Source organism: Nonomuraea sp. NPDC050451 (assembly GCF_044458585.1).
On the sequence record NZ_JBITHZ010000001.1, the window covers coordinates 1,170,903 to 1,194,838 of the forward strand.

Annotated in this window: 25 protein-coding genes; 12 read left to right on the forward strand and 13 right to left on the reverse strand. The window is 69.8% G+C overall.

The genetic code is table 11. From position 1 onward, the window contains the following. Window positions 1-29 precede the first annotated feature (29 nt). The 3 genes from ACIBI9_RS05400 (at window position 30) to ACIBI9_RS05410 (ending at window position 3,653) form a co-directional block, all read left to right on the forward strand. Entirely contained in the window at window positions 30-1,007 is a 978-nt protein-coding gene (locus tag ACIBI9_RS05400; protein ID WP_397220684.1) for an alpha/beta hydrolase, read from the forward strand. A gap of 98 nt (window positions 1,008-1,105) precedes the next feature. Further along, window positions 1,106-1,942, forward strand: a complete 837-nt coding sequence (locus ACIBI9_RS05405) for a siderophore-interacting protein (protein WP_397220685.1) — start codon at window positions 1,106-1,108, stop codon at window positions 1,940-1,942. A gap of 211 nt (window positions 1,943-2,153) precedes the next feature. After that, window positions 2,154-3,653 (forward strand): protein kinase, encoded by a 1,500-nt coding sequence (locus tag ACIBI9_RS05410; RefSeq protein ID WP_397220686.1) that lies wholly within the window; start codon window positions 2,154-2,156, stop codon window positions 3,651-3,653. Here the strand turns inward: ACIBI9_RS05410 and ACIBI9_RS05415 are convergent. Then, window positions 3,640-4,839 (reverse strand): TolB family protein, encoded by a 1,200-nt coding sequence (locus ACIBI9_RS05415; protein ID WP_397220687.1) that lies wholly within the window; start codon window positions 4,837-4,839, stop codon window positions 3,640-3,642. The genes ACIBI9_RS05410 and ACIBI9_RS05415 overlap by 14 nt on opposite strands. Further along, window positions 4,836-5,336 carry a SigE family RNA polymerase sigma factor gene (locus ACIBI9_RS05420; RefSeq protein WP_397220688.1) on the reverse strand — a complete coding sequence of 167 codons (501 nt, stop codon included), beginning with the start codon at window positions 5,334-5,336 and terminating at the stop codon, window positions 4,836-4,838. Before ACIBI9_RS05420 ends, ACIBI9_RS05415 begins: the two co-directional genes overlap by 4 nt. Before the next feature lie 142 nt (window positions 5,337-5,478). Between ACIBI9_RS05420 and ACIBI9_RS05425 the strand changes: the two genes are divergently transcribed. After that, window positions 5,479-5,682, forward strand: a complete 204-nt coding sequence (locus tag ACIBI9_RS05425) for a hypothetical protein (RefSeq protein ID WP_397220689.1) — start codon at window positions 5,479-5,481, stop codon at window positions 5,680-5,682. A gap of 495 nt (window positions 5,683-6,177) precedes the next feature. Here the strand turns inward: ACIBI9_RS05425 and atpE are convergent, their stop codons facing one another. Next, a complete protein-coding gene (gene atpE, locus ACIBI9_RS05430) occupies window positions 6,178-6,411 on the reverse strand; it encodes an ATP synthase F0 subunit C (RefSeq protein WP_397220840.1) in 234 nt (77 codons plus the stop codon). A gap of 216 nt (window positions 6,412-6,627) precedes the next feature. Between atpE and ACIBI9_RS05435 the strand changes: the two genes are divergently transcribed. Beyond that, on the forward strand, window positions 6,628-7,152 hold the full coding sequence (locus tag ACIBI9_RS05435; RefSeq protein WP_397220690.1) for a GNAT family N-acetyltransferase: 525 nt from the start codon (window positions 6,628-6,630) through the stop codon (window positions 7,150-7,152). A 2-nt stretch (window positions 7,153-7,154) separates the two neighbouring features. Here the strand turns inward: ACIBI9_RS05435 and ACIBI9_RS05440 are convergent, their stop codons facing one another. After that, window positions 7,155-7,988, reverse strand: coding sequence for a hypothetical protein (locus ACIBI9_RS05440; RefSeq protein ID WP_397220691.1), 834 nt, complete (start codon window positions 7,986-7,988; stop codon window positions 7,155-7,157). Between the two features lie 144 nt (window positions 7,989-8,132). Beyond that, entirely contained in the window at window positions 8,133-9,419 is a 1,287-nt protein-coding gene (gene aceA, locus ACIBI9_RS05445; protein ID WP_397220692.1) for an isocitrate lyase, read from the reverse strand. Between the two features lie 246 nt (window positions 9,420-9,665). On the opposite strand from aceA, the gene ACIBI9_RS05450 reads away from it, so the two are divergent. Both ACIBI9_RS05450 and ACIBI9_RS05455 read left to right on the forward strand, forming a co-directional pair. Next, window positions 9,666-11,138, forward strand: a complete 1,473-nt coding sequence (locus ACIBI9_RS05450; protein WP_397220693.1) for a helix-turn-helix domain-containing protein — start codon at window positions 9,666-9,668, stop codon at window positions 11,136-11,138. Between the two features lie 33 nt (window positions 11,139-11,171). Beyond that, window positions 11,172-12,098, forward strand: a complete 927-nt coding sequence (locus ACIBI9_RS05455; protein ID WP_397220694.1) for a glucosyl-3-phosphoglycerate synthase — start codon at window positions 11,172-11,174, stop codon at window positions 12,096-12,098. On the opposite strand, the gene ACIBI9_RS05460 is transcribed toward ACIBI9_RS05455, so the two are convergent. Next, window positions 12,082-12,666, reverse strand: coding sequence for a TetR/AcrR family transcriptional regulator (locus ACIBI9_RS05460; protein ID WP_397220695.1), 585 nt, complete (start codon window positions 12,664-12,666; stop codon window positions 12,082-12,084). The genes ACIBI9_RS05455 and ACIBI9_RS05460 overlap by 17 nt on opposite strands. Before the next feature lie 86 nt (window positions 12,667-12,752). Between ACIBI9_RS05460 and ACIBI9_RS05465 the strand changes: the two genes are divergently transcribed. Both ACIBI9_RS05465 and ACIBI9_RS05470 read left to right on the forward strand, forming a co-directional pair. After that, on the forward strand, window positions 12,753-13,955 hold the full coding sequence (locus ACIBI9_RS05465) for an MFS transporter (protein ID WP_397220696.1): 1,203 nt from the start codon (window positions 12,753-12,755) through the stop codon (window positions 13,953-13,955). Between the two features lie 46 nt (window positions 13,956-14,001). Then, the gene (locus ACIBI9_RS05470; protein ID WP_364848546.1) at window positions 14,002-15,210 is read left to right on the forward strand and encodes an acyl-CoA dehydrogenase family protein; all 1,209 of its coding nucleotides are present in this window, start codon (window positions 14,002-14,004) and stop codon (window positions 15,208-15,210) included. A 255-nt stretch (window positions 15,211-15,465) separates the two neighbouring features. Here ACIBI9_RS05470 and ACIBI9_RS05475 read toward each other — a convergent pair whose 3' ends face one another. The 6 genes from ACIBI9_RS05475 to ACIBI9_RS05500 form a co-directional block, all read right to left on the reverse strand. Next, entirely contained in the window at window positions 15,466-16,782 is a 1,317-nt protein-coding gene (locus tag ACIBI9_RS05475) for a cytochrome P450 (protein WP_397220697.1), read from the reverse strand. A 168-nt stretch (window positions 16,783-16,950) separates the two neighbouring features. Then, a complete protein-coding gene (locus tag ACIBI9_RS05480; protein ID WP_397220698.1) occupies window positions 16,951-17,349 on the reverse strand; it encodes a hypothetical protein in 399 nt (132 codons plus the stop codon). A 292-nt stretch (window positions 17,350-17,641) separates the two neighbouring features. Beyond that, window positions 17,642-18,091 carry a nitroreductase family deazaflavin-dependent oxidoreductase gene (locus ACIBI9_RS05485; protein ID WP_397220699.1) on the reverse strand — a complete coding sequence of 150 codons (450 nt, stop codon included), beginning with the start codon at window positions 18,089-18,091 and terminating at the stop codon, window positions 17,642-17,644. 177 nt (window positions 18,092-18,268) lie between these two features. After that, window positions 18,269-18,754, reverse strand: coding sequence for a hypothetical protein (locus tag ACIBI9_RS05490; protein WP_397220700.1), 486 nt, complete (start codon window positions 18,752-18,754; stop codon window positions 18,269-18,271). A 304-nt stretch (window positions 18,755-19,058) separates the two neighbouring features. Then, complete coding sequence (locus ACIBI9_RS05495) at window positions 19,059-19,349, reverse strand: hypothetical protein (RefSeq protein ID WP_397220701.1); 291 nt, start codon at window positions 19,347-19,349, stop codon at window positions 19,059-19,061. Between the two features lie 140 nt (window positions 19,350-19,489). After that, entirely contained in the window at window positions 19,490-20,872 is a 1,383-nt protein-coding gene (locus tag ACIBI9_RS05500; protein WP_397220702.1) for a WD40 repeat domain-containing protein, read from the reverse strand. A gap of 284 nt (window positions 20,873-21,156) precedes the next feature. Here ACIBI9_RS05500 and ACIBI9_RS05505 point away from each other — a divergent pair, with 284 nt between their 5' ends. From ACIBI9_RS05505 to ACIBI9_RS05515, 3 genes are all read left to right on the forward strand, one after another. Next, window positions 21,157-21,738 (forward strand): TetR/AcrR family transcriptional regulator, encoded by a 582-nt coding sequence (locus tag ACIBI9_RS05505; protein WP_397220703.1) that lies wholly within the window; start codon window positions 21,157-21,159, stop codon window positions 21,736-21,738. 159 nt (window positions 21,739-21,897) lie between these two features. Beyond that, a complete protein-coding gene (locus ACIBI9_RS05510) occupies window positions 21,898-22,524 on the forward strand; it encodes an NAD(P)-dependent oxidoreductase (protein WP_397220704.1) in 627 nt (208 codons plus the stop codon). 78 nt (window positions 22,525-22,602) lie between these two features. Continuing rightward, window positions 22,603-23,451, forward strand: coding sequence for an aldo/keto reductase (locus ACIBI9_RS05515; RefSeq protein WP_397220705.1), 849 nt, complete (start codon window positions 22,603-22,605; stop codon window positions 23,449-23,451). Between the two features lie 59 nt (window positions 23,452-23,510). On the opposite strand, the gene ACIBI9_RS05520 is transcribed toward ACIBI9_RS05515, so the two are convergent. Then, the gene (locus ACIBI9_RS05520; RefSeq protein WP_397220706.1) at window positions 23,511-23,933 is read right to left on the reverse strand and encodes a nuclear transport factor 2 family protein; all 423 of its coding nucleotides are present in this window, start codon (window positions 23,931-23,933) and stop codon (window positions 23,511-23,513) included. Window positions 23,934-23,936: the final 3 nt, after the last annotated feature.

Consider the following 23,936-nt stretch of genomic DNA (forward strand, 5'->3'; position numbering starts at 1 on the left):
CGGGGAAGGAGATTCATCGGAGGGCCGATATGCAGATCGACCGGGACGTGGTTCCCGACTATCCCTTGAGCTGGCAAGCCCGCGCCCTGACCAGTCTGATGTGGGGCACCCTGAAGCCGGCGTCCACCGTGCTGATGCGCCATCCGCTGGCTCTGGTCTGCGCGGCCCGGCTCGGGGAGCTCGGCCGTCTCGTACGCGTCCCCCAGCCCGAACACGTCACGATCGAGCCCGCGGAGTTCTCGGCGTGCGGGGGCGAGTGGGTACACGGCAGGCCGGGGCTCGACGAGGGCAAGGTGGTGCTCTACTTCCACGGCGGCGGCTACTTCTCGTGCTCGCCGCGTACGCATCGGTCCATCACCTGGCGGCTGTCGGTGGCGGCCCGGCGGCCCGTGCTGGCGCTCGACTACCGGCAGGGGCCCGTGCACAAGCTGGCGGACTCGCTGACCGACGCGCTGGACGCGTACGACTGCCTGCTGGGGCGCGGCCACGCGCCCGAGGACGTCATCCTGGCGGGGGACTCCGCGGGTGGCCACCTCACACTGGCGACGCTGCTGGCGCTGCGGGACCGCAAGCTGCCGATGCCCGGCGCGGCGATCTGCCTGTCGCCGTGGGCCGACCTGACCGACATCCCGCGGCACGCGAACCGCTGGCAGGACCCCATGCTCCCGGCCGGCCGGGTGCGCTGGCTGGCCCGCCGGTGGACCTCGGGCCTCGACCCGAGCGATCCGCTGGTCTCCCCGGTGCTCGGGGACTTCACGGGGCTGCCGCCGCTCATGATCGTGACCGGCTCGACCGAGGTCCTGCGGGACGAGGCCAGGCGGGTGGCCGAGCGGGCGCGGCAGGCCGGGGTGCCGGTACGGTACGAAGAATGGAACCGGATGCCGCACGTCTTCCCGATCCTGGCGGACGTGCTGCCCGAGGCGCGGCTGGCCTTCCGGCACATGGCGTACTTCCTGCGAGCGGTGGCCGCCCGCCGGGCGTCCAGAGGCGACATCGCGGCGGCCTGAGTTTTCGGCACTGCCTTTTTTAAGGTTCGCGGCGTACGCTGACAGCTTGGAGAACGTGTAAGGTTAGGTATACCTAACCTGAAGTCAGGGGGCTGTGCATGACTGAGAAGCCCACGGATCACCATCGTGGCGTCGTCCTGCGGACCGAGTGGATCTCGCGGCAGATGGTCCGCGTCGTGGTCGGGGGCGACGGGCTGGCCGACTTCGCGACCGCCGGTCTGACGGACCACTACGTCAAGCTGGTCTTCCCCTACGAAGGCGTCGAATACCCCACCCCGTTCAGCGTGAAGACCTGCCGCGAGACGATGCCGCGCGAGCTCTGGCCGCGGCTGCGGACCTACACCGTACGCGCCTGGGACCCCGACAGTCGCGAGCTGACCCTCGACTTCGTGGTGCACGGCGACGAGGGGCTCGCCGGCCCGTGGGCCGCCCAGGCCAGTCCCGGGGATGTCGTGCTCATGCTCGGCCCCGGCGGCGGCTACGCGCCCGACCCCGAGGCCGACTGGCACCTCCTGATCGGCGACGAGAGCGCGCTGCCGGCCATCGCGGCCTCGCTGGAGGGCCTGCCGGAGGGCGCGCAGGCGCACGTGCTGGTCGAGGTGGACACGCCCGAGGACGAGCAGAAGCTCGAGACGGCCGCCGACGCCCGGATCGCATGGCTCTACCGCGGCGGCCGTCCCGTGGGCGAGAAGCTCGTGGCGGCGGTGCGGACGCTGGAGTTCCCCGAGGGGGACGTGCACGCGTTCGTGCACGGCGAGGCCGGCTTCGTCAAGGAGCTCCGCCGTCACCTGCGCGTCGAACGCGGCATCGGGCTGGACCGGCTGTCCATCTCCGGATACTGGCGCTCGGGGGCCGACGACGAGGCGTGGCGCGCGATGAAGCGCGACTGGAACCGTCAGGTCGAGGCCGAGGAAGAGTCCTCGATCGCCTCCTAGGCTCCTGGGGCACTCAGAGCCGAAACACCACTTCAGACCGCTGAACCCCAGCACTTACTGACCCCAGGGGAACGAAGACCTAACCTCCAATACCCCTTATGACAGACATGCGGAAAGCCTCCGCGGATCCGGCCACAGTGTGCTTTGCCGAGTCCCGGATCAGAGAGGCGAAACCCGTATGGCGCGTGGTGCTGGCGACATGCCTCCTGGCGTGCGGCCGCTTACGGTGGGCGACCCGGTCATCATCGGCCGATACCTGCTCCTCGGCCGCCTCGGCACGGGCGGGATGGGAGTGGTGTATCTGGCCGAACACCCTCAGGGTGGCCTGGTCGCACTCAAGACGCCGCATGCGGTGCATCTCAACGATGCCACGTTACGCGCGCGCTTCGCTGAGGAAGTGACTTTCTCGCGAAGATTGGTGCCGTTCTGCACGGCGGCGGTTCTGGAGGACGGCACCGACAAGGACCGCCCCTACCTGGTCACCGAATACATCCCGGGTCCGGCGCTCTCCCAGGTCGTCGCGGCCAAGGGGCCGCTCACACCCGATCTCGCGTACGGCGCGGCGCTCGGCGTGGCCGCCGCGCTGGTGGCGGTGCACGAGGCGGGGCTGGTGCACCGGGACCTCAAGCCCGGCAACGTGCTGCTGTCCACGCGGGGCCCGCGCGTCATCGACTTCGGCATCGCGCGCGACGTCGACACGCTGGCCGCGCACACGCAGGCCGGCCAGGTCATGGGCAGCCCCGGATGGGTGGCTCCGGAGCGGCTGACGGGTGGCCCGGCGGTGCCCGCGTCGGACGTGTTCGCGTGGGGGTGCGTGGTGGCGTTCGCGGCCACGGGGCACCACCCGTTCGGGGGCGGGGAGGCGGATGTGCTGACCCGGAGCATCCTGTTCGACCCGCCGCGCGTCGCTGGCGTGCCCGCCATGCTGCGGCCCGCCGTCGAGGCGGCGCTGGCCAAGGATCCCGCCGACCGCCCCAGGTCCGCCGACCTGCTCCGGGCGCTGCTGGCCGCCGGTGGCGTCGGCGAGCCGTGGGATCTGCGGCAGGCGGTGGGCGGGGTGCTGGAGGAGATCTGGACGCCCGTGCCCTATCCGCCCGGCGGCGGGCGGGTACGTCTTGCCTCTCCGACCGGCGAGTCCGGGACGCCGGAGGAGGCTGTGGAGCGTTCCCGTACGCGTAGGCGCAGGGCCAAGGCCGGGGCGCATCTGTCGCACGCCAGCTTCGCCGCCCTGGCCACGGTGTCCATCGCGGCCCTCACGGTGATCGCGGCGGGCGGCGACGGCACGAGCGTCGGAGGCGGCTCGCTGCTGCCGGGCAATCCGTCCGTCGTGCGCTCTCACGGCAGCGCGGACTCGACCGTCCGCCCCTCGACCACGCCCGTCGTCACGCTCCCGCCGACGAAGGCCGCCGCCCCGCTCACGCCGGCGAGCACGCCCACGACGTCCGTCCCGCACACCCGTACCAAGGCCCCGCTGACGGTGCGCAGCCCGTCGCCCGGCCGGAAGGACACGTTCGGACCGGCCAACAGCAGCGGACCGGGCGGCGAGGACCCCGCCGACTGCGCGAGCCCGGTGCGCAGGCGCGGCAGCGCGGTCAGGAGGGACTGCCCGCAGCCGTCGCAGTCGATCAGCACGATCCCGCAGGACGGGCCCGGCGAGTCGCCGGACCCGTCCGTGTCCGTTTCGGAGACGCCGACGGCTACCGGATCTTAGACAGATCGATCAGGTAGAGGTCGTCCCCGAGGGTGTAGCTGAACATCCTGCCGGTCGATTCCATGGACGGCAGCATGATGGAGTTGCCCTCGCCGGGGATGCGCAGGTCGCCCGACTTGCCGGTGTCCAGGTCGTAAAGCCCCACGCCCTCCGTCGGCTTCCCCGCGCTGCCGTACACCGAGACGTAGAAGCGGTCCTGGACCGGCTGGTACGCCGAGTTCACGGAACCGGGCACGTCCTTCTGCGACGAGCCGTCCCGATGCCGGAAGAAGGTCGTGCCGTCCGCGGTCCTGCCCAGGCAGATGGTCACGCCGCAGAGACGCAGTTCCTCGCCCGGCTTGGTGACGGCCGTCCGGGTCTCGCCGGTCTCCACGTTCTGGATCCGGGCGTACGGCATGCCGTGGGGCTCGCCTCCTCTCCCCGGCGTGCCGATCCACGGCCAGGCCAGCAGATGCATCCCGGCGCCGCCCTGGACCGGCTCCACCGTGCCGCCCCCGAGGGGAACGGTGAAGACCCCGCCGGTGTACAGGGAAAAAACGATCTTGTCGTTGACCACGGCCAGCTCGTCGATTCCGCTGCCGTCGTCGGCCGGGTCGAGGCGCTGGTCGGCGACGATCTTCGGGGTGCCGCCGTCCACCGGCACCGTCCAGAGTTGCGCGACGGAGTCCTTCCTCCCGGTCCACCAGACCACCTGGCCGCCGCCCACGGCGAAGCCGTTGGACCCCACCGTGCCCTCGGGAGCCGGAACGTCGGCGATCTTCCGCGGCGTGCCGGAGTCGAGGTCGTAGGCGTAGACGGCATCCGTCGTTCCGGATCTGCCTCCCTGGGCCCCCATGAGCAGCGTACGGTCGTCGATGAACGTCTCCGGCCGCCACGGCGCCCCGTCGGGGGCCTTCGCCGAGACCTTCCGCACCGCCTCCGGCCAGACCTTCTCCACCTGCTCGGCCGGCGCCTCGACGTCCGGCCCCGCGGCGGGTACGGCCGTGATGGTGTCGCCGCCGCGCAGGAAAGCCGTGGCCCCGCTCCCGACCAGCACGACCGCCGCGGCGGCCAGCGCGATCCTGGCGCGCTGCCTCCTGCGCCGGTGGATCCGCTCCAGCCGCTGGGGCAGCAGGGCGGGCAGACCCGGTGCCTGCTCGGCGGCCTGGCCGAGCGTCCTGCGCAGGGTCTCCTCAACCTCGGTCATCGTACGTTCCCCCTGGTCATCGGCTCACTCGGGAGGGCCGCGCGCAGCTTGTCCAGCGCGCGGGCGGCCTGGCTGCGTACCGTGCCGCGGGAGATCCCGAGCACGGTGGCGATCTCGGCGTCGTCGAGTTGCTCGTAGTAGCGCAGCACCAGCACCGCGCGCTGCTTGCGCGGCAGCCCGGCCAGCGCCTGCCACATCCTGCGCTCGTCGCCGCTGGGCAGCAGGTCGTGGTGCTCGCCTTCCGGCAGGTCCCAGGCGAGCAGCTCACGCCTGCGCAACCGCCAGGAGGCGATGTGCAGCCTGGCCATGGTGGTGCGCGCGTAACTCTCCGGGTTCTCCTTCAGCCGCAGCCGGGACCAGGCCCCGCGCAGCTTCAGCAGCGCCTCCTGGACCAGGTCGGCCGCGTCGTGCGGATTGCCGGCCAGCACATAGCCGTAGCGCAGCAGCGCGTCGCCACGTTCGGCGACGAACTCCGCGAAACGGGGATCACCTTCCAACAGTCCTCGCCCTTCGTCGTTCCTTCACCTCCGAGAGGAACAAGGTGCGAAAACTGTTGCACGCCCCCGCCGGAGCCGGGGGCGACGCGTACGGCGGGCTACGCTCAGAGGTGGGTCAACTCTTCTGTGAAAGAAGATCATCATGAGTACGAAAGCGTTCCCGCTCACGCTGCGCGTCACGGTGAGCGAAGCGACGCCGGACGAGATCAGGGAGAAGGCCGTGGCCCGGGCGCTCAGCTTCTTCGGTCTCGGCACCGAGCTGGACGTCATCAGCGCCGAAGCGGAGCCTGACGCGGAGGCGGAAGGCCGCTACCGCGCCACCGTGCTCTTCCGGAAGGTCGCCTGATGAGCCAGGGTTTGTGATCCGGCGGCGTGCGTGCGGCGAATATACGGTGATTGCCAGTCGATGACAGTCGATGACAGGAGGCGTGCGATGACACGTTGGCGCCGGTTCGTGCTCACCCTGACCGTTGCGATGTTCACCGTGGTCGCGGCGGCATCGGCCGCGGCCGCCGGCATCCAGGGCAGCGGCCTGAACTGATCAGCGCTACGCGACACCGGAACGGCCAGTTCCGTCCTGGCCGTTCCGGCTCCGCGACCCCCGCCCCCACAACCACAACAGCACGTCCGGGGACGCGCCCGAGATCGACGCCTCTCCCGTGGAACCGTCCCTGGAGACCTCGACGCCCGCGGCGGCCGGGCGGACGAGCCGGCGATCCGCTTCCACGACGATCGACACCGCGCGGCCGTCCGCGCCATTCGTGCGTAGTCCAGCTCAAGCAGCTGCGGGTATCGGCGCTGACCATTCGCCAAGTCAAACATGGTTCCGCAAACGCGGTTATTACTTGACGAACTGGAAGATGAACGGCGCGACCAGACCGAGCAGGGCCAACGCCTCGGTGAGCACGAAGCCGAGGAGCATGTTCTGGCGGATCAACCCGTACGCCTCGGGCTGGCGGGCGATGGCCTGAACGCCTTGACCGAAGATGATGCCGACCCCGATTCCGGGGCCTATGGCAGCAAGGCCGTAGCCAATGGCGGTGACGTTGCCGGAGACCTGAGCGAGTACATCCATTGCGCCGCCTTTCTGGCGTGAGAATTGCTGGTTTAGCTGCATTTCAGCGCATGGATGCCGGTAGAAGAAATATTTGGTTGCTCCAATTTGCCCGCAAATTGCTCGTCAATAGACGCACTAGACAAATCGCCGTCCCCGAGCCGGAGCCGGTCGCGGGTTGCTCAGTGGATGAAAATGATTTGCCGGAAGAGCCGCGTGCGGCTAACTTCGCCGCCTATGACCCCGACTCTGCGCACCGAGCGCCTGCTGCTGGAGCCGTACGTTCCCGAAGACCAGGAAGACTTCGTCGCCCTGTTTCAGGACCGGACGGTTTCGCAGTGGATGGGCGACGGCCCGGCTACCGAGGCGGAGGACCGTGCCCTGTTCGGACGGATCTTCACCAAGGTCTATGCTCAGGATCTGTTCGACGTCTGGGCCGTTCGCCGGAACGGTCTCCTGATCGGACACGCTGAGATCAAGCCGACCGACGTGGCCCAAGGCTACGAGATCATCTACGCGCTGACCCCTGATGTGTGGGGATCGGGGCTGGGGAGAGAGTTGGCCGAGGCGATCGTCACCTACGGTTTCGACACCTTGGGGCTCACGGAGGTGTACGCCACCGTGGCGGCGTCCAACAGAGCCTCGCTGGCCGTGCTGAACAGGATCGGCTTCGAGCACGTCCGGGACATGGCCGAGGATGACGGCAGCACCACTCGCGTGCTGACGCGCCGCCGGGCCGCGCAGCCCACCGGGCAGGAGTGAGGCTAAGGACCTGCGGCCCAGGGCATCAGCTCGGCGACCACGAGCTTGCTCCACGGCCGGGCGAGAGAGCGCAGCTCCTCGCAGCCCGCGGCGCCAAGCGCGGTGTACGGTGCCATCCCCATCCGGTCGGTCGCCTCTTCGATCTCCTCCCGCCATGTGCGCCCTTCCTCGGTGAGAGATCCCTCGGAGAGCCAGCCACGCTCCTCCAGCCTCTGTACGGCGGCGGCCCAGTCGGCCTTGGACCACCCTCGCGTACTTCTGAGCACCTCGGACGTGACGGCGCCGGTGGCCGCGTGGGTGACCAGCGCTTCGATGCCGCTCAGGCCGGCGGCCAGGAGGGCGGCGAGATGGCCGTCGCCGCGATACTCGCGCAGCAGGGTCTGGGCGTGCCAGAGCGCCAGGTGGGGAGCCTCGGGCCAGGGCAGTGCCGTGTGCGCGGCATACAGGGGCCGCCCGCTCAGCTCGCCCGCGACGGCCTCCGCCGCCCGCCGGGCCAGCGCTGCCGCCTGCGACATCTCCGGGGCGTCCACGGCATCGCCCAGCACGCGGCGCAGCGTGGCGTCGGCCGATTCGAGCCGGGCGGCCAGGATGTCGGCCGGCGAGGCGATCTGCCAGGCGGCCGGGATCGCCTGCCGTACCAGATCAGGGTTGAAGTTGTAGAAGGTCGCGATCACCGTTTCGGCGGGCACCGGACCGAGAGCGGCGGCTCGGGAGGCGAAGTAGCCCATCCGGCCGCTCAGCCCGAGCTTCTCGTAGGCGGCGCTCGCCTCGGGAGAGAAGTAGATCATGCCGTGCAACGGCTCCAGAGTGCGCCAGGTCCGGCGTTCCAGCGTCATGCTGGAGAAGATACCGACCGGTAAGTATGGTGTCCACACCGGCGCGAGCTCACAAACAAGGTGGGCCGCGCCAGTGCTGGGGGAGACTGGCGCGGCCCGTTTCGCCGGGGAACCGCCGCATGCCCGGAGGGCGGTCCGGCGAGATCAGTGGGCGAACTGCTCCTCTTCCGTCGACCCCCGGAGCGCGGTCGTCGAGGAGTCAGGTGCCACGGCCGTGCTGACCAGGTCGAAGTAGCCGGTGCCGACCTCGCGCTGGTGCCGCGTCGCGGTGTAGCCGCGCGACTCGGCGGCGAACTCGGCCTCCTGCAGCTCCACGTACGCCGTCATGCCGTCCGCGGCGTACCCCTGGGCCAGGTCGAACATGCCGTAGTTCAGCGAGTGGAACCCGGCGAGCGTGATGAACTGGAACTTGTACCCCATGTGTCCCAGCTCCCGCTGGAACTTGGCGATGGTGGAGTCGTCCAGGTGCTTCTTCCAGTTGAACGACGGTGAGCAGTTGTAGGCGAGCATCTTGTCCGGGTACGCCGCCTTGATGGCCTCGGCGAACTCGCGGGCCACGTCCAGGTCGGGCGTGCTGGTCTCCATCCAGAGCAGGTCCGAGTACGGCGCGTACGCCAGCCCGCGGGCGATGCACGCCCCCAGCCCGTTCCTGACCCGGTAGAAGCCCTCCGGCGTGCGCTCGCCGGTGGTGAACGCCTGGTCGCGCGGGTCCACGTCGCTGGTCAGGAGCGTCGCGGCCTGTGCGTCGGTCCGCGCGATGATCAGCGAGGGGACTCCGGCGACGTCCGCGGCGAGGCGGGCGGCGGTCAGGGTCTTGATGTGCTGGCCGGTCGGGATGAGCACCTTGCCGCCCAGGTGGCCGCACTTCTTCTCGGAGGCGAGCTGGTCCTCCCAGTGCACCCCCGCGGCGCCGGCCGCGATCATGCCCTTCATCAGCTCGAACGCGTTCAGCACCCCGCCGAACCCGGCCTCGGCGTCCGCCACGATCGGCGCGAGCCAGTGCGGGGCGTCGGTGTCGCCCTCCGACCAGGTGATCTGGTCGGCGCGCAGCAGCGCGTTGTTGATGCGGCGCACGACGGCGGGCACGGAGTTGGCCGGGTACAGGCTCTGGTCCGGGTACGTCTGCGCGCCCAGGTTCGCGTCCGCGGCGACCTGCCAGCCGGACAGGTAGATCGCCTTCAGTCCCGCCTTCACCTGCTGGACGGCCTGGTTGCCGGTCAGCGCGCCGAGGGCGTTGACGTAGTCCTCGGTGTTCAGCAGGTCCCACAGCCGGCCGGCGCCGAGCCGGGCCAGCGTGTGCTCCTCCTGGACACTGCCGCGCAATCTGATCACGTCTTCGGCGCTGTAGGTGCGCTCGACGCCCTCCCAGCGAGGGTTGTTGTCCCATTCGTCCTGCAGCTGCTCAGCAGCTCCCTTGAGGCGATCGATCATTGTTCACTCCCTTGTCGTCCCCTGGGGCTCACAGCCGAGTGTGTGCCCTGGGAGGGGCCGCCCATAGTCATGAGCCGAGAGAAGAACAGCGAAAATTTCCAAACCATGCATTACTGGCGGGTATTCAGCAGTGAAGAAATCGATAGTTTTCCCGTTGGCCTAGACCAATCCGAGCGACACGGCACTCGGGTCCCGACCTGTTCGGGAGACTAGAAAATGGGCCGAATTTCTGTCTAAGATGCCGACATGGTGCCCTTGCTAGGCGAAGAACCGCTGTCTTTGACGCAGGAGCTTGACCTGATCGCGTTTGGCCAGCGACTCCGGCACCTGCGCAAACAACGTGGCCTCACCCTCTCCGACCTGGGTTCGCGCGTCGGCAGAGCGCCCAGCCAGCTGTCGCTGCTGGAGAACGGCAAGCGCGAGCCCAAGCTCTCGCTGCTCAAGGGGCTGGCCTCCGCGCTGGGCGTGCCCATCGAGGAGCTGCTGCGCCGCCAGCCGCCCAACCGCCGTGCCCAGCTGGAGATCGCGCTGGAGGAGGCGCAGCGCGACCCCATCTACGCCGGGCTCGGGCTGCCCCGGCTGAAGGTCTCCGCCCGCGTCCCGAACGACGTACTCGAACATCTCCTCGGCCTGTACGGCGAGCTGCGCGCCCGGCAGGCCCGCGGCACCGCCACCCCGGAGGAGGCCAGGGCCGCCAACGCCGAGCTGCGGCGCAGGCAGCGCGAGGTCGGCAACTACTTCGGGGAGATCGAGGAGGCCGCCGCCAAGGCGCTGGCCGCGGTCGGCTACCGTACGGGCGCGCTGTCGCAGAGCATGATCCAGAGCCTGGTCACGCACTTCGGCTACACCGTGCACACCGCGCAGGACCTGCCGCGGTCCGTACGTTCCATCACCGACCTGCGCAACCGCCGCATCTACGTCAAGCACGAGCAGCTCGGCATGCACACCCCGCGCACGATCCTGCTCCAGACGCTCGGCCACCTCGCGCTCGGCCACGACAAGCCCCGCGACTTCGCCGACTTCCTGCGCCAGCGCACCGAGGCGAACTACTTCGCCGCCGCCGTCCTCGTCCCCGAGAAGGCCGCCGCGCTCTACCTCCAGGAGGCCAAGGCCGACCGGGCGCTGTCGGTGGAGGACCTGCGGGACGTGTTCGCGGTGTCGTACGAGATGGCCGCCCACCGCTTCACCAACCTCGCCACCCACCACCTGGGTCTCGTCTGCCACTTCGTGCGCAACGACGCCGGGGGCACCATCTACAAGGCGTACGAGAACGACGGCATCGTCTTCCCGGCCGACGAGCAGGGGGCCATCGAGGGGCAGCGGATGTGCCTGCAGTGGTCGGGGCGGCAGGTGTTCGCCTCGCCCGACCGGTTCTCGGTGTACTACCAGTACTCCGACTCGCCCACCGGGACCTACTTCTGCGTGGCGCACGTGGATCCGTCGCGGGAGCGGGACTTCGCCATCACGCTGGGGGTGCCGTACAAGGAGTCGCGCTGGTTCAGGGGCCGGGAGACCACCAACCGCACCAAGTCCAACTGCCCCAACGGCGACTGCTGCCGCCGCCCGCCCGCTGAGCTGTCCGAGCGCTGGGAGGGCTACGCCTGGCCGTCCGCCCGCGCCAACTCCCACGTTCTGGCCGCGCTGCCGCCGGGGTCGTTCCCCGGGGTGGACGAGGCGGACGTGTACACGTTCCTGGAGCGTCACGCCGCCACCGCATAATCTGAAATGTGGGGATACGGGGGGAGGGGTCGCATGCTGCCTGAAGTGCGAGGATGGTTGCGGCACCGTACTTCGTCCGCCGCGGACTGGCCGCTTCGGGATCTGAAGGCCGCCAAGGGGAAGACCACGGTGAGTGTGGTGCTTCCCGCCCGCGACGAGCGGGAGACCGTCGGCCAGATCGTCGGGGTGATCAGGCGCGAGCTGGACGGGCTCGTCGACGAGATCGTGGTGATCGACTCGCGTTCCTCCGACGACACGGCGCTGGTGGCGCGCCGCGCGGGGGCCTGCGTGCACGCCCAGGACGAGATCCTGCCGCGGCTCAAGCCGATGGACGGCAAGGGCGAGGCACTGTGGAAGTCCCTCGCCGTGACCTCGGGGGATGTGCTGGTGTTCGTGGACGCCGACATCCGGAAATTTCGTGCTTCTCTGGTATTCGGCCTGCTCGGGCCGCTGCTCGCGGACCCCAGCGTGGTCTACACGAAGGGTTGCTATGACCGCCCCTTGCACGGCACCGCCAACGGCGGCGGCCGCGTCACGGAGCTGGTTGCCCGCCCGCTCATCAACCTCCACTGGCCGCAACTGGCCGGTTTCGTCCAGCCCCTGGCCGGGGAGTACGCCGGCCGCCGCTCGGCCCTGGAACGCGTGCCGTTCCTGACCGGTTACGGCGTGGAGCTGGGGCTGCTGATCGACCTGCTCGACCTGGCCGGGCTGGACGCGTTCGCCCAGGTGGACCTGGGCTCGCGCGAGCACGCCCCGCAGTCGACCGAGGCGCTCGGGAGGATGGCGTCCCAGATCATGCTGGCCGCCTGGTCACGTCTGCTGCGTCAGGGCAAGATCGAGACCAGCCACGAACCGTCCGTCCGGCTGGCACAGTTCCGGAGGGGGGTGGACGGGCACGACATCCTGCTGCGCGACATCGGGATCGGCGAACGCCCGCCCATGATCACCGTGGCTCCTTGAAGCCGGACGCGACGAAGGCGGCGACCTGGTCGCGCATGGCCTCGTGGTCGTCCGCCGCGTCGCCCAGGATGATGCGCCCGAGCTGGCGCATCATCGAGGGGAACAGCGCCAGCCCGGTCATCATGAACACCATCCGGGCCACCTCCGGCGACGGCTCCACGCCCAGGCCCTCCGCCAGCGAGGCCGTCTTGCGGCGGCAGCGCTCCACCCGTACCTCCTGCCCGGCCGGCAGGCCCTCCTGGTCCCGGTAGTTGAGCGCCTCCCACATCAGCAGCCGCACCAGCTCGGGATGTGAGTGGTAGTAGTCCGTCAGCCGGGCCACGTAGTCGGCGGGATCGGCGCCAGGGAGGGCGATCTGCGTCGTCAGGTCGTCGAGCGCCTCCTTGATGACCTCGTCGAACAGCTTCTCCTTGCTGCCGAAGTGCCCGTAGATGCGCTCTTTGTTGACGCCGGCGCGCTCGGCGATGCGATCCACGCGGGCGCCCGCCACGCCGTACGCGGCGAACTCCTCCCGCGCGGCCTCCAGCAGGGCGGCGCGCGTGGCGGCGGTCGAGACCTTGGGTGCCATGCCGCCCATGATAGCCACCAACCAGTTGGTTGCAATCCAACTGAGTAGTTGACATCCAACTAGTTGGTTGGCTACCGTCCCGACACATGACGACCACCTTTTCCCTCGCGCCGCACCACCTCGCGGCGACCTCGCCGGCGCGCCTGCCGTTCGGGCGCACGCTGGCGGCCTTCACCCTCACCGCCGTGCTGGTCAGCGGCCAGCTGTACATCGTGATCCCGCTCCTGCACGACATGGCCACCGGCTGGGGCGCCTCGGCCGGCGGGCTGACCTGGCTGGTGACCGCGTTCGGCATCGGGTACGGGGCCGGTTTCCTGATCTTCGGCCCGCTGTCCGACCGGTACGGGCGTCGCAGGCTGCTGATGATCGGACTGCCCCTGGCCGCGCTCACCTCGGCGGCGGTGGCGTTGAGCCCGAACCCCGAGGTGGCGATGGCGTTGCGGGCGGTGCAGGGGCTGGCGGTGGCGATGTTCCCGCCCGCGGCCCTGGCGTACCTGGCCGAACGGGTCGAACCGCGCCGCCGCGTGGGCGCGATCGCGGCGATCACCGGCGCGTTCCTCGCCTCGGCCGTGCTGCTCCAGGTCGCCGCCCAGTTGCTGGTGGACGTGATCGGCTGGCGTGGGCTGTTCCTGCTGTCGGCGGCCGGGTTCGTGCTGGCGTTCCTGGGCGTGCGGGCCGTCGCGCTGCCCGACCTGCCGCGCGAGGGCGGCGGCTCGGCCCTGTCGGTCTACCGGGCGGTGCCGGGCCTGCTGTTCCACCGCGTCCTCGGCCTCCGGTACGTGGCCACGGTCATGCTGATGGCGGGATTCGTGGCCGTTTACACCGGTCTGCAGATCTACGGCGTGGCCTCGTCCTCCGAACTTCTCGCACTCCGCGCGGCCGGGCTCCCGTCGATCGTGCTGGTGCCGCTGCTCATGCCCTGGCTGGCCCGGATCCACGCGACGATCAGGGCGGCGGCGTTCCTGGCGGCCGGAGCCCTCGCCCTCGCCGCCGTCGGCCTCACCGGTACGGCCGTGCTGGTGCTGCTGCTGGCCGTCTACGTCGCCGCCATCACCGGCGGCCTGCCCAGCCTGAACGAGGCGATCTCCGCCGGCGCCGGACCGGCGCGGGGGACGGCGCTGTCGCTGTTCTCCTTCGCGCTCGCGGTCGGCGGCAGCGTCGGCCCGCAGCTGGCCGCCGCGTTCGGAGGATTCACCCCGCTCCTGTACGGCCTCGCGATCGGCATGGCGCTGGCGGCCCTCGCCGCACTGCTCTCCGGGGTATTCCATCGTGTAGCTACTGACCGGTAAGGTGTCCTGTTACCACTGGTAACATCGGGTCGAGGAGAGTGCGCACATGACCGGCTTCTGCCCGGAGCCCAGCGACGACGTGGTCGAGGTACGCGACTGGGTGCACGCGTTCGCCCGCGACGTGATCCGCCCGGCGGGCGCCGAATGGGATGAACGCGAGGAAACCCCCTGGCCGGTCATCCAGGAGGCCGCCAAGATAGGCCTCTACTCCCTCGACTTCTTCGCCACCCAGTGGTTCGAGGAGAGCGGGCTCGCGCTGCCCGTGGCGTTCGAGGAGATCTTCTGGGGCGACGCGGGCATCGGCCTGGCCATCGTCGGCACCGGCCTGGCCGCCGCCGCCCTCGCCGCGAACGGCACCCCCGACCAGATGGGGGAGTGGCTGCCGCAGATGTTCGGCACGGAGAACGACGTCAAGCTGGGCGCCTTCTGCGCCTCCGAGCCCGACGCCGGCTCCGACGTCGGCGCCATCCGCACCCGCGCCGTCCACGACGGCGGCGACTGGGTGCTGGACGGCGTCAAGACCTGGGCCACGAACGGCGGCATCGCGAACGTCCACGTGGTCGTCGCCTCGGTCGACCCCTCACTCGGCACCCGGGGCCAGGCATCGTTCGTCATCCCGCCCGGCACTCCCGGGCTGTCCATGGGCCAGAAGTTCCGCAAGCACGGGATCCGCGCCTCCCACACGGCCGAGGTGATCCTGGACGGCGTCCGCGTACCGGGCTCCTGCCTGCTCGGCGGCAAGGAGAAGCTGGACGCCCGGCTGTCCCGCGTACGCAACGGGGAGCGGGCGGGGGAGCAAGCGGCGATGCGCACGTTCGAGACCACCCGCCCGTCGGTCGCCGCCATGGCCGTCGGCATCGCGCGCGCGGCCTTCGAGTACGCCAGGGACTACGCCCGCGAGCGCGAGCAGTTCGGCCGCAAGATCGGCGAGAACCAGGCGATCGCCTTCCTCCTCGCCGAGATGGCGACCCGGGTGGACATGGCCCGCCTGCTGACCTGGCGGGCCGCCTGGATGGCCCGCAACGGCAGGCAGTTCTCGCAGGCGGAGGGCTCGATGTCGAAGCTGGTGGCGGGGGAGACGGCGGTGTGGGTGACGGAACAGGCGATCCAGATCCTGGGCGGCGCCGGATACACCAGAGAGCACCCGGTGGAGCGCTTCCACCGGGACGCCAAGATTTACACCATCTTCGAAGGGACGTCGGAGATCCAGCGGTTGATCATCGGCCGCGCCGTGACCGGCCTGCAGGTTCGCTGAAGCGGTTTTTGGAGATCGATCAGCGCCCTGTTCTTCTGGCGTCGGAGCGCAAAGGCGACGGAACGTCAGGCAGGGCACTCACGGTCGCACCAGCCCTGAGGCGGGGGAGGCCATGCGGGAGAGCGCTCGGGGCCGGGCCTTCAGCGAGGTGATCCGCCATGGCATACACCGTGCCAGTGCCGTGTCCGCCGTGCCGGGCGGCCGTGACCCCGGCGCGGGCGTCGGGGTGGACCGTCCGGAGTTCGTGGGTGTTCGTCACCGGGTCGCCGGTCGTGGCGTCAGGTTCATGCGGATCCCGTCCGCGGCCCACAGCACGAACCGTTCGACGGGGACGACGTCGTGTCCGGAGGCCGGCTGGAAGCGGAATCTTCTCAGGAGGATCGCCAGCACCAGTTCGGCCTCCACCATGGCCAGGCTCGCGCCTTCGCAGCTGCGCGGCCCGAGGCCGAACGGGATGTAGGCGTAACGAGGCCGGCCGGCGACCTGGTCGGGGGTGAAACGGCCAGGGTCGAACGTCTCGGGATCGGGCCAGTGCCGCGGGTTCATGTGGACGGCCCAGAACGGATAGAAGATGGTCGTCCCGGCGGGGATCTCGTAGCCGGCTAAAACGAGATCTTCGGTGGTCTCGCGAGCCCCGTACGGACCCGGCGGATACAGGCGCATCGATTCCTTGAGCGCCATCTGAAGACGGGGCAGCCGTTTGAGGTCGGCGTACTCAGGTGCGACACGATCGGACAGGACCTCGTCGATCTCCGCCGTGACCCGCTCAGCCTCGGCGGGGTGCCGAGAGAGCAGGTAGAGGGTCCACGAGACCGCCACGCCGGTCGTGTGATGGGCGGCAAGCATGATCATCAATACGGTGTCCCGCACGCGGGCCGGGCTCATCCCCGCCGCTACCAACGCCGCGGCCAGGGCGTTGCCGTCCTGCTGGGCCGAAGCGAGCACGTCGTTCACGGTTGCGCGCAGGTAGGCCAGGGCCTCCTGGGCACGCTTCCGTCTCTGCTCCTCGGTTCCCGGGTCGGCCGGTTGGTACTGGCGGCCCAGGTACTCCGTGAGCACGATCTCGAAGGCCGTCACGACCTCGTCCGGGTCGTGGACGCCGTTGCCGAGGGCGTACTGGCAGATCATCCGGAGCGACAGCGCGCTCAGGTCTTTTTGCAACTCGACCGGTCCCTCGCCGGCCTGTGCCGCCCACCGGTCCGCCAGCCCGCCGGCAAGCGCGGTCAAGCCGGGGAAGTGGGCCTCGTGGGAGCGGCGGCCGGCCAGTACGGACAGGACCGCCCGGCGCCACGGCGTGTGCTCGTCCGCGGGCAGGGTCTGCAGGTTGCCGGCCTCGCACAGCGGGGCCAGGAACTCGAACAGCTCCTCCGGCCGTTTGTTGACCCCGGCGGTGGCCTCGAGCAGCACCGGGTCCGCGATGGAGATCGCTGAGTCCGTGCCGGGCAGCTCGAAGCGTACGACCGGCCCGTATTCGGCGTGCAGTCGCAGTTGGTAGGCGTGCAGGCCGCCCGCGGTAGCGATGTCATGCAGCCCGCCGTCACCTCGTACGGGTGGTCCTGGAATCACCGACACGTTCCCTCCATGGGCATACGGATCTCTTCCACGTATCTCTCGTGAGTGGCTGCTTGGCAAGGTGCCGAGCACCCGCGGCAGCCTCCGATGACCGTCACCGCCTCGGGTCTGACCCGCTCACCCGCAGGTGGAGGGACTCGTTCAGTGATCAAGGACGAGGGCGGAGGCTCACAGCGGCAGCTCCAGCGTGACGGTCGTCCCGTTGCCGACCGATGAGGCGATGTCGTACCGCCCTCCCAACGCGGCGGCCCGGGCGTGAAGCTCGCTCCGGTCGATGACCTCGTGCGAGCCGAGCCCCGGCCCGTCGTCGCAGACGGTCAGCCTCAACGTGACCCCCGCGGTCAGCGCCATCGAGACGTACGTGGCCTGCTCGACGGCCGAGAACGCGTCGACCAGTACCGCGAAGGCGAGGAGGGCCGCTTCGTGGGGAACCGCCCCCTCCGGCAACGCCCACACCTCCACCGGAATCCTCGCCTGCTTGCCCCAATCGGCCACGAACGCCTTCACCGACTCCCGCAGGCCTGTGACAGGCGATGGCCCAATGATCACATCCGGTACCACGATCATGACACCCCCTCCTTACGGCACCAGCGTCGTGGAGGGGTCTTGGAGCCACATGGTGATGGGATGAGAGTCCCATGAATTCGTGTCAGCGTCCTGCGGCCGGCCGAGGGCCTGATGGACGGCTTGCGACGTCCTCCGGCCGAGGTGGGCCGAAGCCGTCGGGCACGTCGCAAAGGCGGACCCGCCGCAGGGCTTGGGCGAGAGAACCCCGTCGCGACGGAGAAGCACCACGGGACGCACAGACGCCCGGCGGGCGCGGACCCCATACGTCCCGTGGAGCAAGACTTCCGCGCGGTCAGTCGTTGTCCAGCGGCTCCAGCACGAACACCGGGATCTCCCGGTCCGTCTTCTTCTGGTAGTCGGCGTACGGCGGATACGCCGCCACCGCACGCTCCCACCACTCCGCCTTCTCCGCGCCAGTCACCTCACGGGCCTTCATGTCCTGCCTGGCAGGGCCGTCCTGAAGTTCCACATGGGGGTGGGCCTTGACGTTGAAGTACCAGACGGGGTGCTCGGGAGCGCCGCCCTGCGAGGCGACCACGGCGTATCGCCCATCGTGCTCCACGCGCATCAGCGGCGTCTTGCGGATCTTGCTGCTCCTGGCACCCAGGGTGGTCAGCAAAATGACGGGCATTCCCGTATCTCTCAGGGTCGTTCCCTTGGTGCCGCCGGAGCTCTCGTACAGCTCCACTTGCTCGCGCACCCACGGCGTCGGGCTGGGTTCGTACTCACCCGCAAGAGGCATGGCATCCATCCCTTGATCGGCCAACTCACGTTCAGGACGCTCCAACACCCGGCCCGTGCGTTTTCATCCACGCCTCCGTCTCGCTTGCCAGGCGCTGGGGTGCGCGCTTTCACGTCCGGCCGAAGTAGGGTGTTCGGCTCCGCAGGGTCCTGGCGGTGGCGGGGCTGATCAATTCAGTTACGGAATCACGTCGGCCACTATCTTGGTGGCGGCCTTGCGGCACGTGGAGAGCCGGCCGCTGATGTTCGCCTGGGCGGCCGAGTTGCTGGTGCACAGCCATCCGCCGACGGTCGCGACTCCGGCGCTGCCCTGTTTGGGGGTGTCTCGCCGGTAGTAGGTGCGGAAGGTCCGCAGGGCGGTGCCGCAGTCGGCGCGGCCCTCGGCGACCGCGACCGCGGCCATGGGTCCGCCGCCGGCCGGCTGAATCTCGCCGCACACGGTGCCGGGCCGGGCGAGCGCGGGTCTGCGCGAGGGCCGAGGCGTCGACGCCTCGGTCTCGGAGGGCTGGGTCTCGGGTGCCTTGGACTCCGGCACCGGCCTCCCGGATGCCGGCGGTGGCGAGGTGGCGGGAGAGGACGGCGCCGTCAGGGGTTCGGGTCCGCCCCCGCAGGCAGTGAGGGACAGCAGCAGCGCCGAAACGCAGGCGGTGACAAGTGGACGCACCAGCACGACTCTCCGTGGCTCGACTCAAGATTCGTCCAGTCTTTCACTACACGAGGAACCGGCCGACCCGTACGAGCGGCGTGCGGGTTGACGGGCCGGCTCGATGTGTGCTCCTGCGTGGCACACCGGATATGAGCCCTGAGCCGGGAGTGTCGGCGATCAGGAGTGTCCGTATCCGGCAGCCAGGGCCACGCTGCGATCGTTGAGGTATCGACGTTGAGGGCGGGGATCGGACGGCGTGGCGTCAACGAGGTGGGCTCGCACGAAGTGCGCTAGGACGCGTCGGCTTTGACTCTGGGTTGGTTCACGCGAGCAGGAGGGTGGCCAGCGCCGGGCCGAAGGCGCCGCCGAGCTGGTAGCAGTGGTGTTCCAGCAGTCGGGGCACGGTGTAGAGCAGGGCGAAGTAGGAGGTGGACAGCGTGCCCGCCGTCGCCGCGGCGGTCACGAACGCCTGTGAACGCACCACCGGTCGAGGGATGAACCCGGCAGGCTTCTTGCGGACGTGGAGGGTCAGCAGCCCGCCTGCCACCGCCGCGGCGGCGATGGCCGCCGACTCCAGGTGCGGGATCAGGACGAACCGCCACGGGGTCTCCAACGTCTTCTACGTCTACCTCCGCGACCGCGACGGCCACCGGGTGGAGATCTACACCTCCGACGCCGCGACCCCTCACCGACACGGTGCTCGACGAGTCGGCCGTCACCGTGGGCGCCGACGGCCTCGGCTGACCGGACGGGTTACGCGACGGGGAAGGGAGGCTGGCTCGGGCCCATGCGGTAGATCATGAGCTGGGACTTGCCGCTGAACGACAGGCCCTTCGCGGTGGGCTCCACGGCGACGGCCAGCCACTGGCCGTCCGGTGACCAGGCCATGGCCTCGACCCAGGTGGTGAGCTGGCGACCCATGATGATCTTCATGTCGGAGGTCCGCCACACGCAGAGCTCGTGCGGCCGTCTGTCGTCGCGGATGTCCAGATAGGGCAGCTTGCGGCTGAAGCTGCCCACCGCCAAGTAGGCGCCGTCCGGGCCGGCGGCGAGCTGGAAGAGGCGTTTGGATGCCCCCATGACCTTGTCCACGACCTGGCCCGTCGCCGGGTCGAGGACGTAGAGGTTCTCCTGGGCCCCGAGGAACAGCCGGCTGCCGTCGCCCGCGAAGGACTCGCACTGGATCGGGTCCCAGCTGCCGCCCGCGACCGAGGACGGGATGGGTGGCCGGTCGGGAGCGCAGATGTCGGACCCGCCGTCGTTGTTGCCGTAGTTGCTGGTCCAGTAGCCACCGTCGCGCGAGCGTACGCGGCCGGCCTGGAACGGGGCTTCGACCTCGGCACGGGCGTCCACGTCGTAGGCCCACTGCGTCCGGTCGTCGTCGTCCGCTCTCGAGCAGTAGTTCTTGAGGGTGATGACGGGTTCGCCGGGCACCCACGCCATCAGGGGCACGATCCACTCATCCCCTGTCGAAAGGTGGACGACCCGCGACCAGTCGGCGGTGTCGTACACCCAGACCCGGCCCTCGTTGCTGCACAGGCCCAGGTAGCGGCCGTCGTCGGAGAACTCCACCCCGCTGACGTGGTCGTACTCGATCTCTCCCTTCGTCACGTCGAACGGGCTCACCGTGACGACCGGCTCGCTGAGGTCCGGGATGTGCGGCGCGTCCTCGGTGGTCCACACGTCCGCGTTGTACGGGAACGCCGTCGTCCCCCAGGACTCTCCCTCGCTGAACGAATCGATCCAGCGCCGGTCGGTGACGTACACGTCGTAGTCGAACTGGACCAGCAGGTCCTCGTCCTGCCAGCCGCCGCCGCGCTCGTAGTAGAAGTCGTGCAGGTCCTTCCACTGCTCCGGGGTCGGGGGATGGTTGCGCGTGTCGAGTCGTTCGACGCGTGAGACGAAGCGCCGGGTGTTGGCGTCGACCCACTCGCCGTTGAGGCGCGTGTCGACGTCGATCAGGTCATGGAGGGGTCCTCGCTCCCAGAGGAGCGAGAAGAAGAAGCTGGGATCGTCCGGTTCGGGACCGTACATCTGGCTGCCGGTGTCGTAGTAGACGACGAAGATCCGGAACCTGATCCGCAGCTCCTCGGGATCAACGGCCAGGACGCGCGCGCCATAGATATCGGTCGACATCGGCCTCTTCCTCAGCAAAGCTTGATCAACAGAATGTGTCAGATGATCGCACAGGCCGAGGACATTTCCCGGGGAATGCGCTCGAAGCAGGCCGGAGGTAGAGCCCCCGGACACCGCCGCCGAACCGTGCGGCGAGTATTCGTTGCCGTGCCGCCGACGCCCATCGGCCGTTAAGCCGGGCGGGTCCGCCGCTATGGTGGAGCGAATCGGACAGCTATCCGGTATCGGGGCCCAAACGGTTGCCCGGTCGGCAAGGGGTCGGATGCGGGCCCGAAGGAGGACGAGTGGAGCCGAACAAGGACGCGCCTCAGCGCTCGGACGCGCAGCGCAACCGCGAGCGCATCCTGGAAGTGGCGCTGGCCGAGCTCACCCGCTCCGCGGACGTCCCGCTGAGCGTGATCGCCAAGAAGGCGGGCGTCGGGCAGGGCACGTTCTACCGCAACTTTCCCAGCCGTGAGGCGCTCGTCCTGGAGGTTCACCGCCACGAGGTGCAGCAGCTCACCGACAGCGCATCCGAACTGCTGAAGAGCCGCGAACCCGACCAGGCCCTGCGTGAGTGGATGGACCGCCTCGCCCACTTCGCCATGGCCAAGACCGGTCTGGCCGACGCGCTGCGCCAGGCCACCGGCGCGACGGGAGCCCCCGCGAAGCCGGGATATTCGCTGGTGATCGCCGCGATCGAACTCCTGCTCAATGCCAACCATGAGGCCGGCACCATCCGCCCGTGCGTGACCGCCGACGACTTCCTCCTCGCCATCGCCGGCCTCTGGCAGATCGACCCCCAGGGCGAGTGGCAGCCCCAGGCCACCCGGCTCCTGGATCTCATCATGGACGGTCTGCGCGCCCGTGCCCCCGGGCGGCGGTGAGGGCCGCCCGGAGCCGTCCTTGCTAAATGGACAGCTGTCCGATACGTTGACCCGGTAGTGGACAGCTGTCCATTTAGCTCTGTCGGTGGCGGCATGCATGCGCGAAAGGCGTTCCTCCGCACCTTGCCTGCCGCATGCACACGGAAGATTTCCCTCGCCATGAAATTGCTCGTCCTCGGTGCGACCGGGCCCACCGGTCGCCATGTCGTCGACCTGGCCCTGCGATCCGGCGACTCGGTCACGGCCCTCGTACGCAACCCGGCGGCCCTGGGCGACCTGGCCGCGCAGGTGACGCTGGTCACCGGCGACGCCACCTCGCAGCGTGACGTCGCCACCGCCATGTTCGGACAGGACGCCGTCGTCTCCGCTCTCGGCAGAGGCAATTCGGTGACCGCCGACGACCTCTTCACCCGCTCCTCCGCGGCCCTGATCGGTGCGGCCAAGGAGGCGGGCGTCTCCCGCCTGGTGTGGCTGTCGTCGTTCGGCGTCGGCCACACCTTCGACTGGTCGAGCACCAAGCAGAAACTGATCTACCGCACGCTGCTGCGGTCGATCTACGCGGACAAGAAGATCGCGGACGAGCGCATCCGTTCCAGCGGGCTGGACTGGACCGTGGTCTATCCGACCAGGCTGACCCACGGCCCCGCCAAGGGCTCGTACCGGGCGGACGACCGGCTGCCGATGAAAGGCAACCCGACGATCAGCCGCGCGGACGTCGCCGCGTTCATGCATCAGGCGGCGCACGGCCGCGAGTGGGTCCACCGCAGCGCCGTGATCACCAACTGACGGCGTCCCCGTTCCTGGCCCGTTCCCGGCCCGGTGCGCGGCCTGATCCGCCGCCGGCATCACATCACGAGGAGAGACATGACCGACCAGTTCCGCCTCGGCGGCGACCTGACGATCGACCGGCTCGGCTTCGGCGCCATGCGCCTGCCCCAGGCCGGTTGGGCAGGACCGGCCCGCGACCCGGAGACCGGCCGCGCCGTCCTGCGCCGTGCCGTCGAGCTCGGTGTCGACCACATCGACACCGCCGACTTCTACCGCAGCCAGGACGGCTCCGTACGCGCCAACACGCTGATCCGCGAGGCCCTGGCCCCGTACCCGGACAACCTGGTCATCGCCACCAAGGTCGGCCCGATCTTCGGTCCCGGCGGTCCCCGCCAGGGCGGCGCCGCCGATCTCCGGCCGCAGGTCGAAGCCAACCTCGAGAGCCTGGGCCTGGACCGCCTCGACCTGGTCTACCTGCGCATCGGCATGATGGAGCCGCCGCACGGCGAGGCGCTCGCCGAACGCTTCGAGGCGCTCGCCGCACTGCGCGAGGAGGGGCTGATCCGCCACCTGGGCCTCAGCAACGTCGACACCGGCCATCTCGCCGAGGCCCGCACGATCGCCCCTGTCGCGGCCGTCCAGAACGACTTCCACATCGCCAACCGTGACGAGACGGCCGTCCTGGACGCCTGCGCGCAGGCCGGCATCGCCTTCGTCCCCTTCTTCCCCCTCGGCGGCGGCAATACCGACATCGACAACCCCGGACCGGCCAAGGTCGCCGAACGGCACGGCGCCACCGCCCACCAGATCGCCCTGGCCTGGCTGCTGGCCCTGTCCCCGGTCGCCCTGGCCATCCCGGGCACCGGCTCCGCGGCCCACCTGGAGGAGAACCTGGCCGCCCGGTCGATCGCCCTCACCGAGGAGGATCTCGCCGACCTCGCCTGAGCCCGGTTCCACGCGGAATGGCCCACGGCAGGGGGAGCGGGCACGTCCGTGCCGAGCGGTCAGGGCCGCATGGCGTCGCGGACTTCGGCGGTGTCGACATACTGCTCGAAGCGGACGATCTTGCCGCCGCGGACGGTGAAGTGATGGGCCACGCGAACGTCGAGCGGCTTGCCGGTGGCCTTGTTCCTGGCGGTGTAGCGGGCCAGGACGACGACGTTCTCGCCGTCGACGACATAGGTGTCGTCGTGGGCCGTCCAGTCGTCCCACTCGTCGGCGAGCTTCTCCATCACATTCGAGGTCACCCCCTCGGGAGTGCGATAGGTGCCCGCGAGGGGGAAGCCTGCCATCTCGGTCCATTCCACATCCGGAGCGAGCGTGGCCCGCAGGGCCCGCAGGTCACCGGCCGCGGAGGCGAGGTACTGGCGGCGTACCACGTCGGCGGGCGCGGCGGAGGTGGCGAAATCCACGTTCTGGCTCGTCATGCC

Bases quoted from the DNA above. Each gene is read 5' to 3' on its own strand.
- ACIBI9_RS05400 (WP_397220684.1), top strand. From the start codon at position 30: ATGCAGATCGACCGGGACGTGGTTCCCGACTATCCCTTGAGCTGGCAA.
- ACIBI9_RS05405 (WP_397220685.1), top strand. From the start codon at position 1,106: ATGACTGAGAAGCCCACGGATCACCATCGTGGCGTCGTCCTGCGGACC.
- ACIBI9_RS05415 (WP_397220687.1), bottom strand. From the start codon at position 4,839: ATGACCGAGGTTGAGGAGACCCTGCGCAGGACGCTCGGCCAGGCCGCC.
- ACIBI9_RS05425 (WP_397220689.1), top strand. From the start codon at position 5,479: ATGAGTACGAAAGCGTTCCCGCTCACGCTGCGCGTCACGGTGAGCGAA.
- atpE (WP_397220840.1), bottom strand. From the start codon at position 6,411: ATGGATGTACTCGCTCAGGTCTCCGGCAACGTCACCGCCATTGGCTAC.
- ACIBI9_RS05435 (WP_397220690.1), top strand. From the start codon at position 6,628: ATGACCCCGACTCTGCGCACCGAGCGCCTGCTGCTGGAGCCGTACGTT.
- ACIBI9_RS05440 (WP_397220691.1), bottom strand. From the start codon at position 7,988: ATGACGCTGGAACGCCGGACCTGGCGCACTCTGGAGCCGTTGCACGGC.
- aceA (WP_397220692.1), bottom strand. From the start codon at position 9,419: ATGATCGATCGCCTCAAGGGAGCTGCTGAGCAGCTGCAGGACGAATGG.
- ACIBI9_RS05450 (WP_397220693.1), top strand. From the start codon at position 9,666: ATGGTGCCCTTGCTAGGCGAAGAACCGCTGTCTTTGACGCAGGAGCTT.
- ACIBI9_RS05455 (WP_397220694.1), top strand. From the start codon at position 11,172: ATGCTGCCTGAAGTGCGAGGATGGTTGCGGCACCGTACTTCGTCCGCC.
- ACIBI9_RS05460 (WP_397220695.1), bottom strand. From the start codon at position 12,666: ATGGCACCCAAGGTCTCGACCGCCGCCACGCGCGCCGCCCTGCTGGAG.
- ACIBI9_RS05465 (WP_397220696.1), top strand. From the start codon at position 12,753: ATGACGACCACCTTTTCCCTCGCGCCGCACCACCTCGCGGCGACCTCG.
- ACIBI9_RS05470 (WP_364848546.1), top strand. From the start codon at position 14,002: ATGACCGGCTTCTGCCCGGAGCCCAGCGACGACGTGGTCGAGGTACGC.
- ACIBI9_RS05480 (WP_397220698.1), bottom strand. From the start codon at position 17,349: ATGATCGTGGTACCGGATGTGATCATTGGGCCATCGCCTGTCACAGGC.
- ACIBI9_RS05485 (WP_397220699.1), bottom strand. From the start codon at position 18,091: ATGCCTCTTGCGGGTGAGTACGAACCCAGCCCGACGCCGTGGGTGCGC.
- ACIBI9_RS05500 (WP_397220702.1), bottom strand. From the start codon at position 20,872: ATGTCGACCGATATCTATGGCGCGCGCGTCCTGGCCGTTGATCCCGAG.
- ACIBI9_RS05510 (WP_397220704.1), top strand. From the start codon at position 21,898: ATGAAATTGCTCGTCCTCGGTGCGACCGGGCCCACCGGTCGCCATGTC.
- ACIBI9_RS05515 (WP_397220705.1), top strand. From the start codon at position 22,603: ATGACCGACCAGTTCCGCCTCGGCGGCGACCTGACGATCGACCGGCTC.
- ACIBI9_RS05520 (WP_397220706.1), bottom strand. From the start codon at position 23,933: ATGACGAGCCAGAACGTGGATTTCGCCACCTCCGCCGCGCCCGCCGAC.